Origin of the sequence: Curtobacterium sp. ZW137, from assembly GCF_003762905.1 — a bacterium.
Lineage (GTDB): Bacteria > Actinomycetota > Actinomycetes > Actinomycetales > Microbacteriaceae > Curtobacterium.
Genome location: NZ_RJKS01000006.1, coordinates 51,992 through 72,206 on the forward strand (window position 1 = coordinate 51,992; position 20,215 = coordinate 72,206).

The 20,215-nt window shown below is 70.7% G+C and carries 20 protein-coding genes; 8 read left to right on the forward strand and 12 right to left on the reverse strand.

What is annotated here, in order from left to right:
• Positions 1-32 precede the first annotated feature (32 nt).
• From EDF55_RS17460 to EDF55_RS17475, 4 genes are all read left to right on the forward strand, one after another.
• Positions 33-881, forward strand: coding sequence for a fumarylacetoacetate hydrolase family protein (locus EDF55_RS17460; protein ID WP_123656258.1), 849 nt, complete (start codon positions 33-35; stop codon positions 879-881).
• On the forward strand, positions 881-1,633 hold the full coding sequence (locus tag EDF55_RS17465; RefSeq protein WP_123656259.1) for an SDR family NAD(P)-dependent oxidoreductase: 753 nt from the start codon (positions 881-883) through the stop codon (positions 1,631-1,633). The genes EDF55_RS17460 and EDF55_RS17465 overlap by 1 nt, the downstream gene beginning before the upstream one ends.
• A gap of 94 nt (positions 1,634-1,727) precedes the next feature.
• Positions 1,728-2,405 carry a FadR/GntR family transcriptional regulator gene (locus EDF55_RS17470; RefSeq protein WP_123656260.1) on the forward strand — a complete coding sequence of 226 codons (678 nt, stop codon included), beginning with the start codon at positions 1,728-1,730 and terminating at the stop codon, positions 2,403-2,405.
• A 113-nt stretch (positions 2,406-2,518) separates the two neighbouring features.
• Positions 2,519-2,797 carry a GlsB/YeaQ/YmgE family stress response membrane protein gene (locus EDF55_RS17475; protein ID WP_123656377.1) on the forward strand — a complete coding sequence of 93 codons (279 nt, stop codon included), beginning with the start codon at positions 2,519-2,521 and terminating at the stop codon, positions 2,795-2,797.
• 155 nt (positions 2,798-2,952) lie between these two features.
• Here the strand turns inward: EDF55_RS17475 and EDF55_RS17480 are convergent, their stop codons facing one another.
• From EDF55_RS17480 to EDF55_RS17520, 9 genes are all read right to left on the reverse strand, one after another.
• Positions 2,953-3,912 (reverse strand): aldo/keto reductase, encoded by a 960-nt coding sequence (locus EDF55_RS17480; protein WP_123656261.1) that lies wholly within the window; start codon positions 3,910-3,912, stop codon positions 2,953-2,955.
• Positions 3,909-4,232: an L-rhamnose mutarotase gene (locus EDF55_RS17485; RefSeq protein WP_123656262.1), complete on the reverse strand. Its 324-nt coding sequence runs from the start codon at positions 4,230-4,232 to the stop codon at positions 3,909-3,911. Before EDF55_RS17485 ends, EDF55_RS17480 begins: the two co-directional genes overlap by 4 nt.
• Positions 4,232-5,557 (reverse strand): alpha-L-fucosidase, encoded by a 1,326-nt coding sequence (locus EDF55_RS17490; protein ID WP_123656263.1) that lies wholly within the window; start codon positions 5,555-5,557, stop codon positions 4,232-4,234. The genes EDF55_RS17485 and EDF55_RS17490 overlap by 1 nt, the downstream gene beginning before the upstream one ends.
• 41 nt (positions 5,558-5,598) lie before the next feature.
• Positions 5,599-6,507, reverse strand: a complete 909-nt coding sequence (locus tag EDF55_RS17495) for a carbohydrate ABC transporter permease (protein WP_123656264.1) — start codon at positions 6,505-6,507, stop codon at positions 5,599-5,601.
• Positions 6,500-7,474, reverse strand: coding sequence for a carbohydrate ABC transporter permease (locus tag EDF55_RS17500; RefSeq protein WP_185017514.1), 975 nt, complete (start codon positions 7,472-7,474; stop codon positions 6,500-6,502). Before EDF55_RS17500 ends, EDF55_RS17495 begins: the two co-directional genes overlap by 8 nt.
• 107 nt (positions 7,475-7,581) lie before the next feature.
• On the reverse strand, positions 7,582-8,817 hold the full coding sequence (locus EDF55_RS17505; protein ID WP_243698213.1) for a sugar ABC transporter substrate-binding protein: 1,236 nt from the start codon (positions 8,815-8,817) through the stop codon (positions 7,582-7,584).
• Positions 8,818-8,865: 48 nt separating this feature from the next.
• Positions 8,866-10,206 (reverse strand): enolase C-terminal domain-like protein, encoded by a 1,341-nt coding sequence (locus EDF55_RS17510; protein WP_123656266.1) that lies wholly within the window; start codon positions 10,204-10,206, stop codon positions 8,866-8,868.
• Between the two features lie 332 nt (positions 10,207-10,538).
• Positions 10,539-11,135, reverse strand: coding sequence for a TetR/AcrR family transcriptional regulator (locus tag EDF55_RS17515; protein ID WP_243698212.1), 597 nt, complete (start codon positions 11,133-11,135; stop codon positions 10,539-10,541).
• A gap of 58 nt (positions 11,136-11,193) precedes the next feature.
• A complete protein-coding gene (locus EDF55_RS17520; protein WP_185017516.1) occupies positions 11,194-13,356 on the reverse strand; it encodes an MDR family MFS transporter in 2,163 nt (720 codons plus the stop codon).
• Positions 13,357-13,515: 159 nt separating this feature from the next.
• On the opposite strand from EDF55_RS17520, the gene EDF55_RS17525 reads away from it, so the two are divergent.
• Positions 13,516-14,451 carry a phosphotransferase gene (locus EDF55_RS17525; protein ID WP_185017518.1) on the forward strand — a complete coding sequence of 312 codons (936 nt, stop codon included), beginning with the start codon at positions 13,516-13,518 and terminating at the stop codon, positions 14,449-14,451.
• 72 nt (positions 14,452-14,523) lie between these two features.
• Positions 14,524-14,955 carry a hypothetical protein gene (locus EDF55_RS17530; RefSeq protein ID WP_123656268.1) on the forward strand — a complete coding sequence of 144 codons (432 nt, stop codon included), beginning with the start codon at positions 14,524-14,526 and terminating at the stop codon, positions 14,953-14,955.
• Between the two features lie 13 nt (positions 14,956-14,968).
• Here the strand turns inward: EDF55_RS17530 and EDF55_RS17535 are convergent, their stop codons facing one another.
• Positions 14,969-16,378 (reverse strand): flotillin family protein, encoded by a 1,410-nt coding sequence (locus EDF55_RS17535; RefSeq protein ID WP_123656269.1) that lies wholly within the window; start codon positions 16,376-16,378, stop codon positions 14,969-14,971.
• 143 nt (positions 16,379-16,521) lie between these two features.
• Here EDF55_RS17535 and EDF55_RS17540 point away from each other — a divergent pair, with 143 nt between their 5' ends.
• On the forward strand, positions 16,522-17,886 hold the full coding sequence (locus tag EDF55_RS17540) for an NtaA/DmoA family FMN-dependent monooxygenase (RefSeq protein ID WP_123656270.1): 1,365 nt from the start codon (positions 16,522-16,524) through the stop codon (positions 17,884-17,886).
• Positions 17,887-17,899: 13 nt separating this feature from the next.
• Here the strand turns inward: EDF55_RS17540 and EDF55_RS17545 are convergent, their stop codons facing one another.
• Entirely contained in the window at positions 17,900-18,478 is a 579-nt protein-coding gene (locus tag EDF55_RS17545) for a TetR/AcrR family transcriptional regulator (RefSeq protein ID WP_123656271.1), read from the reverse strand.
• A 104-nt stretch (positions 18,479-18,582) separates the two neighbouring features.
• Between EDF55_RS17545 and EDF55_RS17550 the strand changes: the two genes are divergently transcribed.
• Complete coding sequence (locus tag EDF55_RS17550; RefSeq protein ID WP_123656272.1) at positions 18,583-19,281, forward strand: SDR family oxidoreductase; 699 nt, start codon at positions 18,583-18,585, stop codon at positions 19,279-19,281.
• An 88-nt stretch (positions 19,282-19,369) separates the two neighbouring features.
• On the opposite strand, the gene nadE is transcribed toward EDF55_RS17550, so the two are convergent.
• Positions 19,370-20,191 carry an ammonia-dependent NAD(+) synthetase gene (gene nadE / locus EDF55_RS17555; RefSeq protein WP_123656273.1) on the reverse strand — a complete coding sequence of 274 codons (822 nt, stop codon included), beginning with the start codon at positions 20,189-20,191 and terminating at the stop codon, positions 19,370-19,372.
• Positions 20,192-20,215: the final 24 nt, after the last annotated feature.

A 20,215-nucleotide genomic window follows, 5' to 3' on the forward strand; every position in this document is an offset into this window, starting at 1 on the left:
CTGCACCGGCGCAGCGGAGAGAGCGAGGAACGATGAAGTTCGCACGACTCGGCCCCCTGGGACGCGAGGTCCCCGTGGCCCTCGACACCGACGGGCAGGCATGGGACCTCCGCCCGATCACCACGGACATCAGCGGGGCGTTCCTCGCATCGGACCCCGTCGGCCGCGTCCGGCACGCCCGTGAAGCCGGCGACCTCAAGCCCGTCCCGGACGCCGACGCCCTGCGCCGCGGCGCACCCGTGGCCCGCCCCGGCAAGGTCGTCTGCATCGGCCTGAACTACCGCGACCACGCGGCCGAGACCGGCGCGGAGATCCCCACAGAGCCCATCGTGTTCATGAAGGACCCGATGACGGTGATCGGCCCGGACGACGAGGTGCTCGTCCCCCGCGCGAGCACGAAGACCGACTGGGAGATCGAGCTCGCCGTCGTGATCGGATCGGTCGCGAAGTACTGCGAGTCCGAGGACGAGGCCGCGACCCACATCGCCGGCTACGCCATCGCGAACGACGTCTCCGAGCGGGAGTTCCAGCTGGAGCGGGGCGGGCAGTGGGACAAGGGCAAGTCCTGCGAGACCTTCAACCCGCTCGGCCCGTGGCTCGTGACCCCGGACGAGGTCGACCCCGCGGCGCTCCCGTTGCGCCTCAGCGTGAACGGCGAGGTCCGGCAGGACGGCACGACCGCCGACATGATCTTCCGACCGGCGGAGATCGTCCGGTACCTGTCCCAGTTCATGGTGCTCTACCCGGGCGACGTGATCAGCACGGGCACCCCGGCGGGCGTCGCGCTCGCCGGCAACGCCCCGTACCTGCAGCCGGGCGACGTCGTCGAGCTGACGGCGGAGGGCCTCGGATCGCAGCGCCAGACGGTCGGGGCAGCCTGATGCCCGGCACGCACGCCGGTCTCCGGGCGATCGTCACGGGCGGCGCCTCCGGGATCGGCGCGGCGATCACCGCGGCACTCCGGGAGCGCGGGGCGACGGTGGCGGTACTCGACCTGCAGACGTCCGGCGTCACCGACGGCACGATCGCCGTCCCGTGCGACGTCGGGGACGACGAGAGCGTCCGCACCGCGGTCGCCAGCGCCGTCGAGGCCCTCGGTGGGCTCGACGTGCTCGTCAACAACGCCGGCATCGGCGCCCAGGGCACGGTCGAGGACAACCCCGACGACGAGTGGCGGCGCGTGTACGAGGTCAACGTGCTCGGCGCCGTCCGGCTCTCCCGCGCCGCACTCCCCCACCTCCGCGGATCGAGCAACGCGAGCATCGTCAACACGTGCTCGATCGCTGCGACCGCGGGGCTCCCCCAGCGGGCGCTCTACTCCGCGACGAAGGGCGCCATCGCGGCGCTCACCCGGGCGATGGCGGCCGACCACATCCGTGAGGGCATCCGCGTCAACGCCGTGAACCCGGGCACCGCGGACACCCCGTGGGTCGCGCGGCTGCTCGCCACCGCCGGGGACCCGGCGGCCGAACGCGCGGCGCTCGAAGCGCGCCAGCCCCACGGTCGGCTCGTCGCGCCGGAGGAGGTCGCCGAAGCCGTCGCGTACCTGACGAGCCCACTCGCCCGTTCGACGACGGGCGTCGACCTGGCCGTCGACGGCGGGATGCAGGCACTCCGGCTCCGGCCCGCCTGATGGCCGGTTCGCGGCGCCGCCGCATCGGTCGGGAGGCTCGGCCCGGGTATCGTCGGGAGGTCCCGTCCCAACCGGCTCAGGAAGAGGGCACCGCATGGCTTCGCTGACCGACGACGCGATCGCGCGCATCCAGCAGATGATCGTCTCCGGCGAGCTCGCTCCCGGGCAGCGCCTGCCGCCGGAGAAGGAGCTGAGCGAGTCCCTCGGGCTGTCCCGGAACAGCCTCCGCGAAGCGGTGAAGGCACTCGAGCTGATCCGCGTGCTCGACGTCCGCCGCGGGGACGGGACGTACGTGACGAGCCTCGAGCCCTCGGTCCTCCTCGAAGCGGTCTCCTTCGTCGTCGACATGCACCACGACCGCTCCCTCGTCGACCTGCTCGAGGTCCGGCGCATCCTGGAGCCCGCCTCCGCCGTGCTCGCCACCGCCCGCGCGACGGAGCAGCAGATCGACGAGCTCGCGACGCTGATGGCGACCGTCGACGACGACACCGGCGTCGAGGACCTCGTCGCCCACGACCTGCTCTTCCACTCCACGATCGCCGGCATCGGCGGGAACCAGTACCTCTCGGGGCTCCTCGACGCCCTGTCGAGCAAGACCGTCCGGGTGCGGGTGTGGCGCGGCCTCACCCAGAACGGCTCCGTCCAGCGGACCCTCGACGAGCATGCCGCCATCGTGGACGCGATCCGTCGCCGCGACCCCCAGCTCGTGCAGGCCCTCGTCGTGGCGCACGTCGAGGGTGTCGAGCGCTGGTTGCGGCGTTCCCTGGACTGATCCGTTCTGCGCACATGTGGCCGCGTGCAGTTGATCACGTGTTCACTCAGTGGCTGACCTCGGCACCGGCGAACCCGCCGGTGCCGATTCGTTCGTTCCACCAGGAGGACACCGTGCTCGGTCTCATCATCAGCTTGATCATCATCGGACTGATCGCCGGTGCGCTCGCGCGCCTGATCATCCCGGGGAAGCAGCACATCTCGATCCTCATGACCATCGTGCTCGGCATCGTCGGCTCGTTCGTCGGCGGGTTCCTCGGGTTCCTGATCTTCCAGCACGACCCGATGGACGGCTTCTTCCAGCCGGCGGGCATCATCGGTTCGGTGATCGGCGCGGTCATCGTGCTCTTCATCTACACGCGCTTCGCCGGTCGGAGCGCCTCGCGCCGCTGACCCCAGCGGCAGCGGCAGCGGTGCCGATCGGCGCCGCACCATCGGAAGCGGCTCGCACCACGGTTCTCCGTGGCGCGAGCCGCTTTCCGTTGTGCGGGGACGTCTGACACCAGACGCGCGACGGAGCGGCCCGGCCGCAGCGGGGCCCGTCGCCCTCAGGCGGGGAGCAGCCCCTCTGCGCGCAGGTCGGCCCACAGCTCCTCGGGGACGACCGCGGCAGCACGCGCCGCGTTCTCCCGCACCTGCGCCGCGGACTGGGCGCCGACCGCCACGGTGCGCACCGCCGGAGCCCGGCGTGGGAAGGCCAGTGCGGCATCGGGCAGCGTGACCCCGTGTCGCGAACAGACCGCGGCGAGCGCCCGGGCCCGCTCCAGGACCGATGCCGGCGCCGGGGCGTAGTCGTACGTGGTGTCCGGCGCGGGCAGCGGGTTGCTGAGCAGCCCCGAGTTGTAGACGCCGACCGCGACGACGTCGACCCCGAGCGCGGCGCAGCGGGCGACGAGCTCGGCCGCGGGCTGTTCGAGCAGCGTGTACCGCCCGGCCAGCATGATCACGTCGCAGAGCCCGGTGTCCACGGCAGCCGACAGTGCGGACACCGAGTTCGACCCGACCCCGACGGCCTGCACGACCCCTTCGTCCCGGAGTGCGGCGAGCGCCGGCAGAGCCTGGGTCAGACCGTCCGTCAGCGAGTACACGTCCGGGTCGTGCAGGTACGCGATGTCGACGTGGTCGAGCCCGAGCCGCTCGAGGGACTCGTCGAGCGACCGACGGACCCCGGACGGCGACGGGTCCCACTGCCGCACCAGGTCGTTCGGTACCGCGAACCCGCCGGAGGCGAGGTCGGTGCCGTCGCCGGAGCCCGGCACGAGCAGTCGTCCGACCTTCGTGGACACCCGGTACGAGGACCGTGGGCGGTCGGCGAGCGCCGCTCCGAGCCGGCGTTCGGAGCGTCCGAGTCCGTAGTGCGGCGCGGTGTCGAACCCGCGCACGCCGACGTCCCACGCGGCGTCGACGGTGGCGCGGGCGTCGTCGTCCGTCACCGGGTGGAGCAGGTTCCCGATGCCGGCGCCGCCGAACCAGAACGGCCCGGTGTCGAGGTCGAACGGCGCGGTCACGACGTCTGCTCCGACAGGGTCCACACGAGCGGCACCCCGTCGTCGTTCCCGGAGTAGTCGTCGTCGGCCTCGAGCAGGGGGTTGATGACCTCCTGCCAGGCGGCGTTCACCGGGTCGTCCGCCAGGGAGCGGCGCATCGCCCGGTAGTCCGTCACCTCGATGAGGTGGATCAGGTCCTGCCCGTCGCGCCAGATGCTCCAGTTCGTCACGCCGGCACCGCGGAGCCGCACGACGAGCTCGGGCGGGATCGCGGCGTGCGCCCGTTCGTAGGCGCCCTCGCGACCCGCCCGCAGCCGGGTGCGGGAAAGGATCCGCTGCATCAGTCGCGGAGGAAGAGCTCGACGACGGGCACCGCCACGTCGGGCCGGACCACCGGGAGCGTCAGCGTCAGGGTGCCGGCGGGCTGTCCGCCGAGGCCGGTGTTCTGCGCGCGGGTGTCCGGCGGGATCTCCCGGAAGTGCAGCTCGGACGCGTCGTGCAGGAACTGCGCGTACGCCACGCGACCGGCGAGGTCGGGCAGGTGCACGTGCTCGAACGGCCACGTGTACAGGTGCAGGTACAGCCGGTCGCCCCGCTGCGTGTAGACGGTGCCGGAGGGTGCCGTGAAGGTCGAGGGACCGGCGCCGTACACGGAGCGGTCGTGCTGGTGCATCCACTCGCCGATGCCGGCGAGCGCACGGCGTGCGACGGGGTCGAACTCGCCGCGGCCGGTCGGGCCGACGTTGAGCAGCATGTTCCCGTTGTTCGACACCCCGTCGGTGAGCATCCGGACGAGCAGGTCGACGCTCTTCACGTCCTGGTTGTCGCGGTCGTAGCCCCACGACCCGTTGAAGGTCTGGCACGCCTCCCACGGCACCTGCACCCCGTCACGCTCCATCGGCTTGTCGGGCTGGTACTGCTCGGGGGTGACGAGGTCGCCGGGGATGTCGAGCCGGTCGTTGACGATGATGCCCGGCTGCAGGCGCTTCGTCAGTGCCATGAGCTCGGTCGACCCCCAGTCGTCACAGCCCTTCCCGCCCCAGATGTCCTCGTGGTCGTTGTCCCGGTACGAGAAGTCGTAGAACAGGTAGTCGATCTGCCCGTAGTCCGTCAGGAGCTCGGTCACCTGCCCGTGCAGGTACTCGCGGTACCGCGCCATGTCACGGCCCTCGTTGAGCGCGGCGATCGCGGCGTCGCCGTCGTCCCGGCGCGGGTGCACCCCGTCGATGGTGAAGTCCGGGTGGTGCCAGTCGATGAGCGAGTGGTAGAAGCCGATCCGGATCCCCTCGGCGCGGAAGGCGTCGACGAACTCGCGCACGATGTCCCGGCCGAACGGGGTGTTCGTGGCCTTGTAGTCGGTGAGCGCCGAGTCCCAGAGCGCGAAGCCCTCGTGGTGCTTGGTGGTGAGGACGGCGTACTTCATGCCGGCCTCGCGGGCCCGTCGCGCCCAGTCGGTCGGGTCGAACAGGTCCGGGTCGAAGTGGTCGAAGTACTTCTGGTAGTCGGCGTCCGTGATCCGCTCACGGTTCTTCACCCACTCGTGCCGGGCGGGCAGGGCGTAGAGCCCCCAGTGGATGAACATGCCGAAGCGGTCGTGGGTGAACCACGCGGGCAGTCCGGACGCGTCGGTCGCGGTCTGCGGCTCTGCAGGTGCGGTGATGGTCATGCGGGAGATCCCTTTCTGGACGGAAGGAGGAGCGGAGGGGGTCAGCGGCCGCCGAGGCCGGAGGTGACGATGCCCTTGACGAGGTGCTTCTGCAGGAAGACGAGCAGGATGACGGTCGGCAGCATCGAGATCACCGACGCGGCCATCACGAGGTTCCACTCGCTGCCCTGCTGCCCGAAGAACTGCTGCAGGCCGAGCGGGATGGTGCCGTGCGCCTCGACGTCGTTGACGACGACGAGCGGCCACAGGAACGAGTTCCAGTAGGAGATGAACGAGAACACCGCGAGGACGGCCAGGGTCGGCCGGGCGAGGGGGAGCATCACCGAGAAGAAGGTCCGGACGGCGCCGGCCCCGTCGACCCGGGCGGCGTCGTCGAGTTCCTGCGGGACGGTGAGGAAGAACTGCCGGACCAGGAACGCGCCGAGTGCCGTGAACGCCCACGGGATGATGAGCGCCTGGAACGTGTCCACCCATCCGAAGCCCTGCATCATCACGTACATCGGGATGACGAGGACGTCCTGCGGGATCATCAGCGTCGCGAGGAACAGCACGAACACCGCGTTCCGGCCGCGCCACCGGAGCCGTGAGAACGCGTACCCGGAGAGCGCTGCGACGGCGACGTTGATGATCGTGCCGGCAGCGGCGACGAACACCCCGTTCAGGATGAACCGCGCGAACGGCAGGTACGTGAACGCCTGCACGTAGTTCGACCACTCGAAGGACGACCCCCAGAGCGTCGGCGGGGTCGTGAAGGTCTCCGACGCGGGCTTGAGGCTCGTCGCCACCATGTAGACCAGCGGCGCGATGAACAGCAACGCGACGAGGCAGAGCAGCACGTAGCCGATGGCGTGCCGCACGCGGCCGACCTGCCGGGTCCGGCGGGGCAGTGACCGCGGGTTGACGGTCCGGTTCGCCGAGGTGGCGGGGCGGACCCTGGTCAGCTCACTCATAGTGCACCCACCGCTTCTGCCCGAGGAACTGGACGGCCGTGATCCCGAGGATGATGACGAAGAGCACCCAGGCGCCCGCCGAGGCGAGTCCGAGCTGCTGCGTCTGGAAGCCCGTGTTGTAGATGTACTGCACGAGGGTCTCCGTCGCGGTGCCCGGTCCGCCCTTCGTCAACACGAACGGCTGCACGAACACCTGGAACGACGTGATCAGGGTCATCATCGTGGCGAAGAAGATCGACGGCGAGATGAGCGGGAACTTGATCCGCCAGAACATCTGCCACGCGTTCGCCCCGTCGAGTTCCGCCGCTTCGAGCTGGTTCTCCGGCACCGAGTCGAGGGCCGCCGAGAAGATCAGCATGTTGTAGCCGAAACCCTGCCAGACGCTCATCGCGACGACCGCGAGCATCGCCCACTTGTCGTCGGCGAGGAAGTTCGGGGCGTGGACGCCGATGGTCGACTGCAGCGTCGCGTCGATGGCGCCGCCGGGCTGGTAGAGCATCCGCCAGACGACGACGTTCGCGACGATCGGGGTCACGGTCGGGATGAAGAAGAGCACCCGGAAGACGTGCCGGTGCTTGATCTTCGGCGTCAGCCAGGCGGCGAGCCCGAGCGACACGACGAGGTTGAGGGGCACGTAGAGCACCACGAACACGGCCGTGTTGAGCGTCACCGTGCGGAAGATCGGGTCGGTGAAGAGCTTCTCGTAGTTCGAGAAGCCGGCGAACGTGCGCTCGCCGAGCATCGGCCAGTTCATGAAGCTGACGACGAGCGACGCCAGGATCGGGAACGCCGTGAACACGACGAGTCCGATCGAGTGTGGTCCGGCGAAGGCCGCGCCCCACCACGATCGGCGTCCGACCTCGCTCGCCTGGTCACCACCGCCTCGACGGCGGGGTGCGCCGGCGGCGACCGCGGTCGCGACGGCGGGCACCGCCGTCTCGGTCGCGGGGTCCTGGATGGTGGTCATGCGACGACCTCCTCGTCGTTCGCGCGGTCCTGGGCTGGGGGAGAACCGGACGGGAGGCTCGGGGCGGGGTCGACCCGAGCCTCCAGTCCGTCAGGTGGTGACGCCGGTCACTGCGAGCCGAGCTGACTCGAGATCGAGGACATCGTGTCCTTGCCGCTCGTCTGCCCGTTGACCGCCTGCAGGGCGTACTGCGTGAACAGCTGGTTCAGCTGGTCGCTCTGCTTGTTGCCCGGCAGCGGGGTGGCCTTGTCGAGCGCTGCCTTCAGCGTGTCCTCGGCACCGTCGATGCCGGCGTTGTCGTACCAGGCCTGCTGCGCTGCGGTGCGTGCCGGGAAGGCGCGACCCTGCTTCGCGAGCGAGGTGAGCACGGGTTCGCTCGTCATCGTCTCGATGGCCTTGAACGCCTGGTCCGGGTACTTGCACTGCTTCGAGACGCCGAAGCCCGACCCGGCCGCGTACGACGACGCTCCGGAGGTCCCGGACGGCACCGTGGTGACGCCGAGGTCGAACTTCACCTTGGCCTTCTGGCTGATCAGCGACCACGGGCCGTCGCTGTACATCGCGACGTCACCGCTGACGAAGGCGTTGCCGTCGGCGGACGAGTCGGACGAGGCCTGCGTGGCGTAGCCCTTCTTCACCAGGCCGGCGAGCCAGTCGAGGCCGTCCGCGAACTTCGGGTCGGTGGCGTCGAGCTTGCCGCTCTCGGTGATCACCCGGCCGCCGTTGTAGCCGAGGATCTGCGACTCGAGCGGGATGTCCGCGATGCTCGTGCCGTACGCGGTGGTGCCGGCGGCCTTGAGCTTGGCGGCTGCGGCCTCGAACTCGTCCGTCGTCCAGCCCGGCTTCGGGTCGTCCACGCCCGCCTTCTTCAGCAGGTCCTTGTTGTAGAAGACGAGCATGGGGCCGGTGTCGTAGGGCAGGCCGTAGAGCTTCCCGTCCACCTTCATGCCGGTCAGCGCCGTCTGGTCGTACTCGCTGAGGTCGAGGTCGGCCTTCTTCGCGAGGTCGTCGAGCGGGACGAGGACGTCCGTGTAGTTCGCGGCCCGGAGCGACTGGATGCTCACGATGCAGGGCGCGGTGCCGGTCGAGAGCTGCGTGCGGAGCTTCGTCCAGTAGTCGTTGAACGGCGAGCCCTGGATGGTGACCTTGACGCTGTCCTTCGTGTCGACGGTGTCGGCGACCTTCTGCCACGCGGCCTTGTCCTCCTTCCCGCCGATCCACATCGCCCAGGTGAGGGCGTCCTTGGACTGGCCGTCACTGGCGCTGCTCCCTGCGGAACAGCCCGTGAGCACGAGGGCCGCGGCAGCTGCTGCCGCGATCCCCGCGATGAAACGTCGTTGCATGGGTGTCTCCACTTCGTCGTGGGTGTGTCTGTTCGGGTGTGGTTCGCGTCAGGCGACGCGGACGGCGTCGCGCATCGGGTCGACGGCGGTGTCGGTCGCCCAGACCGGGCCGTCGGGGTAGGAGAACGTGTCGAGGGAACCGGCGAGCATCTCGGTGCCGCCTCCCGGCGCGGTCGGCGGCCAGTAGCGGCCGTCGTGCACGTCGACCGGGGTCACGAAGTGCTCGTGCAGGTGGTCGACGTACTCGATGCACCGGTCGTCGAGCGCCCCGGAGAGCGCGACGGCGTCGAACATCGAGAGGTGCTGGACCGCCTCGCAGAGGCCGACACCGCCGGCGTGCGGGCAGACCCGGACCCCGTGCTTCGCGGCGAGCAGCAGGATCGCGAGGTTCTCGTTGACCCCGGCGACCCGGGTCGCGTCGATCTGCAGGACCGACATCGCCTCGGCCTGGATGAGCTGCTTCGCGATGACGCGGTTCGCCATGTGCTCCCCCGTCGCCACCGGGATCGGCGCGATCCGGCGGGCGATCTCGGCGTGGGCCAGGACGTCGTCCGGGCTCGTCGGCTCCTCGACCCAGGCGACGTCGAACGGGCGCAGTCGGTCGATCCAGGCCACCGCCTCGTCGACGTCCCAGCGCTGGTTCGCGTCGATGGCGATCCGGATGTCCGGGCCGACGACGTCGCGGGCGATGCCCATCCGGCGGATGTCCTCGTCGACGTCGCCGCCGACCTTGAGCTTGATCTGGGTGAAGCCCTCGTCGACGGCCTCGCGGCAGAGGCGCACGAGCTTCTCGTCGTCGTACCCGAGCCATCCCGGCGTGGTCGTGTAGGCCGGGTAGCCGATCTGCTCCAGCGTGCGGCGTCGCTCGGCCCGGAGTGGGACCGCCTGCTCCAGGAGCGCCAGCGCATCGGCCGGGGTGATCGCGTCGGTGAGGTACCGGAAGTCCACCAGGTCGACGAGTTCCCTCGGGCTCATGTCCGCCAGCAGTGCCCACAGCGGCTGCCCGGCGCGCTTCGCCCGGAGGTCCCAGAGGGCGTTCACCACGGCGCCGATCGCCATGTGCATGACGCCCTTCTCCGGGCCGAGCCACCGCAGCTGCGAGTCGTGCACCAGTGCCCGCCACATGCCGCCCATGTCCGCGAGGACCGCTTCCGCGTCCCGCCCGACGACGTGCCCGCGGAGGGCGGCGATCGCTGCCTCCTGCACCTCGTTGCCGCGGCCGATCGTGAAGACGAACGCGGAGCCGGTGAGGCCGTCGGCGGCGTCCGTCGTGATCTCGACGTAGGCGGCGGAGTAGTCGGGAGCCGGGTTCATCGCGTCGGACCCGTCGTGTTCCCGCGAGGTGGGGAACCGGATGTCGCGCACGCGCAGACCGGTGATGCGACTCATCGTTGCTCCTGCCCGTCCGGTCGCCGTCGACCGAACGGACTCATCAAAACATCCGATGTCTGCCGCGTCAAGCACTTCTTTGGTCGCGTTTCGGCGCCCCGCGGGCGGCAGCCGTCCGATGACTGGGCCCGAATGCGGACGGGAGGCTCGTGGCGGGCCCGTGCCCAGCCTCCCGTCCGGCCCGTGGCGCGTCCGTGGCCGCGCACGCCTCCGTGTGCCCGGCCGCGTCGACAGGTGCGCGAAAGCGACAGTGGTCGCGCGGAACCCGCGCGACCACTGTCGCTTTCGCCGACCACTCCGCGGCGGCCGCCGCGGCTGCGCGCCGCCGCCGCTCAGGACGCGGCCAGACGTCCCATCTCTGCGACGACGCCGCGAACGCGCTCGGCGAGCTCGTCGTGCGAGCCGACAGTGACCCGGTGCGCGGTCTCGATCACGGCCGCCATCACGAGCGTCACCGCGGTGCGTGCGGTGTCGGCGTCGGTGCGCTCGCACGCGACCTCGTACACCGCGAGCCGCGCCTCGGCCATCCACTGCAGCATCGTCGGGACCATCTCGGGCCGCGCCTGCACGAGCGCCTTCATCCGGGACCGGTCCGCCGGCAGGTCGACGGTGTGCGCGACGAGTCGGCAGAGGTCAGCGACGAGGGGGCCGTCGGACGCGAGGAAGACCGCGGCGGCCTCGGCCGGGATCGCCGTCGCGGGCAGCCCGAGCGCGGCGTGGCCCTTCGACGGGAAGTAGTTGAAGAACGTCCGCGGGGAGACGCCGGCGTCGGCGCAGATCTCCTCGACGGTGACGCCGGCGAGCCCGCGCTCCGTGACGAGTGCGAGTGCCGACTCGTGGAGGGACTGCCGGGTGCGCTGCTTCTTGCGCTCCCGCAGGCCGCACGACTCCGGGTCGACGGCCGTGTCCAGCGCTTCGGTGGTGCTCACGTGGTGCTCCTGATGCGGGTCGGGGCCTCCCGCAGTGGTGCGGGAGGCCCCGAGTGGGCTACGCGTCCGACCGGGGACGCTGGACGGGGATCGAACCGGTGGACGGCGCCGTCGGCGAGCCCATCGTGTTCGCGGCGGCGACTGCCTGGACCTCGAGGTCGTCAGCGGTCCCGTCGGCGTCGGCCTGCTCCTGCAGGGCCGAGCTCTTGCGGAGCGGCGGCGCCTTGAAGAAGAAGCTGAGCACGAACGCGAGGAGGATGACCGCGAAGCCGACCCAGTACACGGTCACGGCCGAGGCGTTGAACCCGGTCATGAACGGCCGCGTCAGCGCCGGGTTCGCACCGTTGAGGTACGACGTGTCGCTGGTCTCGGCGCTGGAGCTGCTCGAGGAGCCGGTGCCCTTGTCGATCTGCTTGACGAGCGTCGGGACGACCTGGTCGACGTAGTACGTCCGGTCGGCCTTGTTCGACCAGTCGACCACGAGGGCCCCGTCGGACACCGTGGCGTGCGCCTTGTCGGCGGCCTGCGCGAGTGCGCTGGCCTCGGCAGCCGGGGTGGCCGCTGCGACCTGCTGGTCGATGACGGTCTGCGCTGCCGCAGCCGGGACGGTGCCCGCCGCGACCTGCGCCTGCACGGCTGCGGTGACCTGCTGCGTGACGGCCTGGTCGGCCGCCTGCTTCGCCGCCGTCGTGCCCTCGGCCAGGCCGGACGCGACCTGCTGCTTGATCGGGGTGACGATCGGGTTCCAGATCTGGTCCATCACGCCCTGGTTCGCCTTCGCCGAGGCGACGGTCGGGTTGAGCGCCGCGTCGAGCGCGGTGGTCAGGTTCCCCTTGTCCGCCGTGGCGTGCACGATGTTCGCCGGCATGATCGAGAACAGCACGGAGAGGAGCACCGCGGTGCCGAGCGTTCCACCGATCTGACGGAAGAACGTCGCCGACGACGTGGCCACGCCCATGTCGCGCGGCTGGACCGAGTTCTGCGAGGCGAGCGTGATGCTCTGCATGAGCTGCCCGAGGCCGAGGCCGATCAGGAACATGCCGATCATCAGGAACCAGAGCGGCTTGTCGATCGTCATGAACGTCAGGACGACGTACCCGAGCGACACGAGCGCCGTGCCGATGATCGGGAACTGGCGGTACTTGCCGGTGCGGGCGACGATCTGACCCGAGGCGATCGACGCGATCATCAGGCCACCGATCATCGGCAGCGTGGCGAAGCCCGACTCGGTCGGGGTCAGCCCGGTGACGATCTGCAGGTACAGCGGGATGGTCAGCATGGCGCCGAACATCGCGAAGCCGACGAGGAAGCCGAGGATCGTCGCCATCGAGAACACGCTGGAGCGGAAGAGCTTCAGCGGGATGATCGCGTCGTCCTTCATGAGCGTCTCGATGACCAGGAAGGCGACGAGGCCGACGGCACCGATGACGTAGCAGGCGATCGCGCCGGCCGAGCCCCAGCCCCAGGTGCGGCCCTGTTCGGCCACGAGGAGCAGCGGGACGAGGGTCGCGATGACCGAGGTGGCACCCCACCAGTCGATGCGCGGCTTCGCCTTGGCGTCGCCGAACTTCGGCAGGTGCAGGAACGCGATGACCATGAGGAGCGCGCCGACACCGATCGGGACGTTGATCAGGAAGACCCAGCGCCATCCGGTGACGCCCAGGATGGTCGACGCACCGGCGAAGAGACCACCGATGAGCGGGCCGATGACGGAGGAGATGCCGAAGACCGCGAGGAAGTAGCCCTGGTACTTGGCACGCTCACGCGGGGCGAGGATGTCACCCATGATCGCGAGCGGCAGCGACATCAGCGCACCGGCACCGATGCCCTGGAAGGCGCGGAACGCGGCGAGCATGATCATCGACGTCGACATGGTCGAGAGCAGCGAGCCGAGGATGAAGACCGCGATGCCGAAGATGTAGAGCGGGCGACGGCCGAAGACGTCGGAGAGCTTGCCGTAGATCGGTGTGGTGATCGTCGACGCGATGAGGTACGCGGTCGTGACCCAGGCCTGCTGGTCGAGGCCGTGGAGGTCGTCACCGATGGTGCGGATCGCCGTGCCGACGATCGTCTGGTCGAGGGACGACAGGAACATGCCGGCCATCAGGCCGTAGATGACGAGGAGGATCTGGCGGTGCGACATGATCGGCTTGCCGGGCGTGCCGGCCGGTGCTGATGATCGTCCGCCCGACACCGTGACGGGTGCTGTGGCAGTTGACATGGGGAGTCCTTCAGGGCGGTTCGTGGTTCGTGATCGGTCCGCTTCCTTGCAGACCGTGCAAGTTTACATCGCAGGAAGACTTGCCGCCACCGCAAAGTTGCCGATTGTGCACGTTGTTGAATGCACCTTCAGGAACCGGGCCCGCTACTGTCGAGCCGCATGGGGAGAACCACCTGGACCGACGTCCCGCTCGTCCTGCGCACACGCGTGGAAGGGGTGCTCGGCGGTCCGGTGGTCGACGCCGCCTCACAGGCGGGCGGGTACTCCCCCGGCGGTGCCGACCGCGTCACGACGGCGGACGGCACCCGCGCGTTCGTCAAGACGCTCTCCCGGTCACGGAACGCAGACGGGTACGGCTTCCACGAACGGGAGGCCCGGGTCGTCGCCGCGCTGCCGTCCGGGGTGCAGGCACCCCGGCTCAGGGCTTCGCTCACCACCGTCGTCGACGGTGACGAGTGGATCGCGCTGGTCCTCGACGACGTCGACGGACACCACCCCGGCGCGGCACTCGACGGCTCCGACGTCACAGCCGTGCTCGACGCGCTCGACACGCTGCCGGAGGCCACCGGCACGCTCGCCGACCTGCCCCGGGCTGCGCCCGACCTGGCGACCGAGTTCGCGGCATGGGACCGGATGCTCGCGACCGGGCTGCCGGACGTGGTCCCGGCCGACGTCGCCGCCGTCGCCCCGCGCTTCGCGGAAGCGGCGCAGACGGGCGCCGCCGCGGTCGACGGCGAGCACCTCGTGCACCTCGACTGCCGCGCGGACAACCTGCTCGTCGACGCCGACGGGCTCGTCTGGGTCGTCGACTGGCCCTGGGCGGGCATCGGCGCACACTGGCTCGACCCGCTGACGTACCTGCTCGACGCACTCGTCCGCGGCGAGCACGTCGACGTGGAGCAGCACCTCGCGACGCACCCGGTGTTCGCCGGGGTCCCGCCGGAGTTCGTCGACGCGGTGCTCGCCGGACTCGCCGGCATGTTCCTCGAGAAGGCCGCACAGCCCGCGCCGCCGAACATGCCGACGCTGCGCGCCTTCCAGCGCACCGAGGGCATGACCGCGGCGCGGTGGCTCCTCCGCCGCTGGGGCGTGTGACCCGACGCGTTCGAGGCCGTGGTCCCCCGATTGTCCAGGAACCGCGGTGGGGCCGCGCGTACGGTCCATCGCATGAACGACGAGCGAGAAGGCCACCGTCCGGAAGCGGACGCTGCGCGGCTCGGACTCGTCGTCGTCGGAGAGGCGGCTGCGCTGCACTCCGGCGACGAGGCGGCTCTGAACGCGAGCGAAGAGAACATCCGCGAGACCATCGACGAACTGATCGACGAACCCCTGACGCCCCGGCAGGAAGAGGTCGTGCAACGCCTGGCCTCAGCGGGCGGCACCATCACCGCGGGACTGAGCGGCGCACTCGCCGCCCAGACCGGACGAACCGTGGAGGACGTCCTCGGCGGTGCCGCGTCCGCGATCGTCTGGCAGGAGCGCCTGGCGTCCGGCAACGAGAGCGCTGCCGGCGACAACAGTGGGAACGGTCGGGTCGACGCCGACGGAGGCGACTCCGACGACGGCGGTCCCGACCACTCGGGCGCCGACGAGCGCTGACGAGCGCTGACCGCTACTCGGCGGCCGAGACCTCCGGCGACTCCGGCACGGTCTCGCGCGAGATCGCTCGCGCGGCAGCGTGCCCGGTCGTCGTGCTCCGGACGATGTCGCTCAGCGTGAAGCCGGCGGTCGCCCCGAGCAACGCATCGACCTCGCTGAACTGACTCACGACGCTCTTCGAGAGCGACCCGGCGCCGTCCGAGGACACCACCGTCAGCGAGTCGATGTTCCCCATCGGCGCCGCGAGTTCCCGCGCGATGCTCGGCAGGGTCTCGAGGGCCTTGACGCGGAGGACCGCCTCGGAGTGCTGTGCGAGGGCGTCAGCCTGCGCCTTGGTGGCTTCCGCTTCGGCGGCGCCCTTCGCGCGGATGGCGTCGGCAGTGGCTTCACCCTCGGCGCGGGACGCCTCGGCCGCGAGCTTGCGCGCCTCGGTCTGGGCGCGGGCGGTCTCGACCTGTGCGGCCGCAGCGGCCTCTGCCTCCACCCGGGTCTTGCGCGCGTTCGCCTCGGCGACGGCACTGACCTCGGACTCGAGCTCGGCGCGACGGAGCTCCGCACGCTTCTGCGCGGTGATCTGCTCCTGCTCGACGACGCCCTGCGATGCGCGGGCCTGGGCGAGGGGGCCCGCGGCGGCGGCTTCGGCGGCAGCGCGGTCGGCGTCGAGCTGGAGTGCGGCGCGGCGGATCGCCAGGGTGTTCTCCGCTTCCGCGATCGCCTGGTCGGCGCGGGCCCGGGCTTCACGGGCTTCGCGGTCGGCCTGCGCCTCGGCGTTCTCGGCTTCGAGCCGGACCCGGGCACGCTCGGCACGACCGAGGTCGCTGATGTACTCGTTGCGGTCCGAGATGCCCTTGATCTCGAAGGAGTCGACGTCGAGCCCCTGGCTGTGCAGGGCGTCCTTCGCGACGTCGAGCACGGCGACGGTGAGCTGGTCGCGGTTCCGGATGATGGTGGAGACGTCCGTCGCACCGATCGAGGCGCGGAGGGACCCGGAGAGGACTTCACGTGCGAAGTCGTCGATCTTCTTCTCCTGCCCGAGGAACCGCTGCGCAGCGGCCCGGATGGAGGCGTCGGTCTCCCCGACCTTGACGAGCGCCACCGCTTCGACGTCGATCGTGACCCCGCGGGAGTCCTGCGCGTTCACGTTGATGTCGATCGCCCGGGAGCTCAGCGAGAGCTTCGCGACCTTCTCGAAGAACGGGCGCACCAGGACACCGGCGCCGAGCACGACCTTGATGCCGGACTCCACCGTCTCGGTGCCGTCGTCGTTCTTGACCTTGCGCGAGCGCTTGCCCGTGATGATCAGCGCTTCGTCGGCGCCGGCGTTCCGGTACACGACCTTGGCGTAGACGAGCGCGATGACCGCCACGACGATCACCGCGCCGACGACCAGCGGGATCGCCCCGAGTGCGAGCAGTGCCGACATTGTTCCCCCTTTGCCCAGGCATGCGACCTGGATGCTGTATCTGACGTTCTGGTTCTGATCCTAGGGGAACCGACCGACTCCCGGGGTGAAACACGAGGTCACGAACCGGCATCGGGACCCGCGGGTTCCGTAGCCTCTCGACCATGCCGAAGCGCCTCCTCCTCAACGTCTTCGAGATGAACTGTGTCGGGCACATCACGCACGGTCTCTGGCGGATCCCGGGCAACAACCGGCACCGCTACACCGACATCCGGTACTGGACCGAGCTCGCCCGCACGGCCGAGGCCGGCCAGTTCGACGCGGTGTTCATCGCCGACGTCCTCGGCGCGTACGACGTGTACGGCGGCTCGGCGGCGCCCGCCCTCCGCCAGGGACTCCAGATCCCGAACAACGACCCGATGCTCGTCGTCCCGGCGATGGCCGCGGTCACGGACCACATCGGCTTCGGCATCACGTTCTCCACGAGCTACGAGCCGCCCTTCGCCTTCGCCCGCCGGATGTCGACGCTCGACCACCTGACGAACGGCCGCGTCGGCTGGAACGTCGTCACGAGCTACCTGCCGAACGCCGCGCGGAACTTCGGGCTCGCGACGGAGATCCCGCACGACACCCGGTACGAGATCGCGGACGAGTACCTCGACGTCCTCTACCAGCTCTGGGAGGGGTCGTGGGAGGACGACGCCGTGCTCCGGGACGCCGAGCGCGGGGTCTACACGGACCCGGACAAGGTGCACCCGATCGACCACGTCGGCGAGCACTTCAGCGTCGCCGGCCCGCACCTGTCCGAACCGTCGCTGCAGCGCACACCGACGCTGTTCCTGGCGACCGGCTCCCCCGCCGGCATCGCCCGCGCCGGGCAGCACGCCGAGGTGGTCTTCACCGGCGGCCACGGTGTCGAGCGCACCGCGAACGCCGTCCGCGACGCCGCCCAGGCCGCCGGGCGTGACCGCGGCGACGTCAGGTTCGTCACGCAGGCCGCGGTGATCACGGCCCCGACGCAGCGCGAGGTCGAGGACAAGGTCGCGCAGTACAAGGCCTTCGCGAGCGAGGAGGGTCCGCTCGTGCACGGCAGCGTCCCCTTCGACGCGCTGTCGCACCCGCGGAGCCGAACCGTGCGGGACGCGCTCGAGGCCGAGGGTGTCGAGGGCGGCGAACGCCTGGTCGGCCGCGTCGCACTCGACGCCACCGTCGGCGAGCTGCTCGACCGCGTGAACGAGGCGTGGCACGGCGCGTTCTGGGCGGCTGGCGTCCCCGAGGCCGTGACGGAGCAGATCGAGGGCTGGCTCGACGACGACGGCATCGACGGGATCAACCTGCGGCAGTACCACTCGTTCGACACCGTCCGGGACTTCGGCACGTACGTCACCCCGCTCCTCCGGGAGCGCGGCCGCCTGCCCGAGCGCTACACCGACGGCGAGACCCTGCGCGAGCGCGTGACGGGAGGCCCGGCTCGGCTCCCCGCATCGCACCCGGCCGCGTCGCACCGCCACACGAGCGTCCCCGCCTGACGCGCGGCGCCCGTCAGAGCCCGAGCAGCCGCCGGACCCCGTCCGTCACGACCCGCCGCGTGAGTTCGCCGTCCCGTCGCGCCTTCGCCCGCAGCGCCGCCCCTTCCCAGAGGTCCACGAGCTGCGCCCCGACGAGCGACGCGTCGAGCGCGTCCGACACGTCCCCCTGCTCCTGCGCGGCCCGCACCGCCGCTGCCAACCGCGCGACCCACTCGTCGAAGACGCCGTCGACGTGGGTGGCGACGGCGGGCTCGTCGGTCGCGGTGTCGATCGCCAGGTTCCCGAGCAGGCACCCGTACCGGAACTCGATCCCCGCCAGCCGGTCGAGCATGGCGTCGAAGAACCCGGTGATGCGGTCGACGGCACGCGGCACGGACTCGTCGTCGAGCAGCGCGGTCGGCGAAGCGGCGGCGAAGCGGTCGGCGACCTCGATCGCCAGGTCGGCCTTGGACCGGAAGTGGTTGTAGAACGAGCCCTTCGGCGCCCCGGCTGCCCCGGTGATGGCGGCGACGCCGGTGCCGGCGTACCCGTGCTGGTGGAACTCGACGAGGGCGGCGTCGACGATCGCGTCGCGGAGACTGGCTCGGGGCATGGAACGATCTTCGCACCCCGAGTTCGGGACAGCGGAATAAGACGACCGGTCATATTGCTGCCTCCTCCAGCGGCACCGATCGGCGCCCCGACGGAAGGAACCCCATGACGGAACTCAGCGGACAGATCGTCCTCGTCACCGGCGCGAACGGCGGACTCGGCACCGAGTTCGTCCGCCAGGCCATCGAGCGCGGCGCGACGAAGGTGTACGCCGCCGCACGACGCCCCCGTGACTGGGACGACGCACGCATCGTCCCCCTCGTGCTCGACGTCAGCGACGAGGCCTCGGTGTCCGCTGCGGCAGCCACCGCGTCCGACGTCACCGTGGTCGTGAACAACGCCGGCCTGCTCCGCCCGGGCGGCCTGGTCGACGGCCCCCTGGCGGACATCCGCACCCAGATCGAGACGAACCTCATCGGCCCGCTCCTGGTCACCCGCGCCTTCGCCCCGGCACTCCGCGCGACACGCGGAACCGTCGTGAACGTCGCGTCGGTCCTCAGCTGGCTCGGCGGCAGCGGCGCGTACGGCGTCTCGAAGGCCGGACTCTGGTCGGCGACCGACTCGACCCGCCTGGAGCTCGCCGGCGACGGCGTCCAGGTCGTCGGCGCCTACCTCGGCTACACGGACACCCCGATGACCGACGGCGTCGACGCCCCGAAGAACACCACAGAAGAGGTCGTCACGGCCGTCTTCGACGGTGTCGAGCAGGGCGAGCACGAGGTGCTCGCGGACGAGCTGACGCGCAGCGTCCGCGCGTCCCTCGGCGCCCCGATCAGCGAGCGCTACGCCGCGCTGGCCGGCTGACGCACGGAACGGACCCCGAGACGGACGGGAGGCCCGGTGCGTTTCCGGCACCGGGCCTCCCGTCCGTCACATCAGGACGATCATGGCCTCAGGAACGCCACCAGGCGTCGAACGGCGTCGCCGGCACCTGCCGCTTGTGCTCCGTCGAGCGGTACCGGGTCTCGATCGCCTCGGCGACCTCGATCGGGACGTCGTGGCCCTGCAGGTACGCGTCGATCTCCGCGTAGCTGAGCCCGAGGTTCGCCTCGTCCGTCTGACCGGGGGTCTCGTCGAGGAGGTCGGCGGTCGGCGCCTTCTCGTACAGGCGGGCCGGTGCGCCGAGGTGCTCGAGCAGCTGGCGACCCTGGCTCTTGGTGAGCCCCGTCAGCGGCGTGGTGTCCACGCCGCCGTCACCGTACTTCGTGAAGAAGCCGGTCACCGCCTCTGCCGCATGGTCCGTGCCGACGACCAGGAGCCCCTGCTGCCCGGCGACCGCGTACTGGGCGACCATGCGCATCCGCGCCTTGACGTTGCCCTTCACGAAGTCGCTCAGCGGCACCCCCGCACCCGTGGTGTCCTGCACCACGCCGTCCACCCCGTGCTCGATGTTGACGGTCAGCCCGGGCTCCGCGGCGATGAACTGCAGCGCGAGCTGGGCGTCGTCCTCGTCGGCCTGCACCCGGTACGGCATCCGGACGGTCGTGAACGTGACGTCGTGCCCCTCCGCGCGGAGCGACTCGACCGCCAGCTGCGACAGGCGCCCGGCGAGCGTCGAGTCCTGGCCGCCGCTGATCGCGAGGAGCAGGCCCTTCGCGCCGGTGGTCAGCAGGTAGTCCCGGAGGAACCCCACGCGACGGTCCACCTCGGTGGCCGGGTCGATGACGGGCTGGACGTTGAGGTCCGCGGCGATGGCGGCTTGGAGTTCACGCACCGGTCCAGTATTCACCGTGGACCC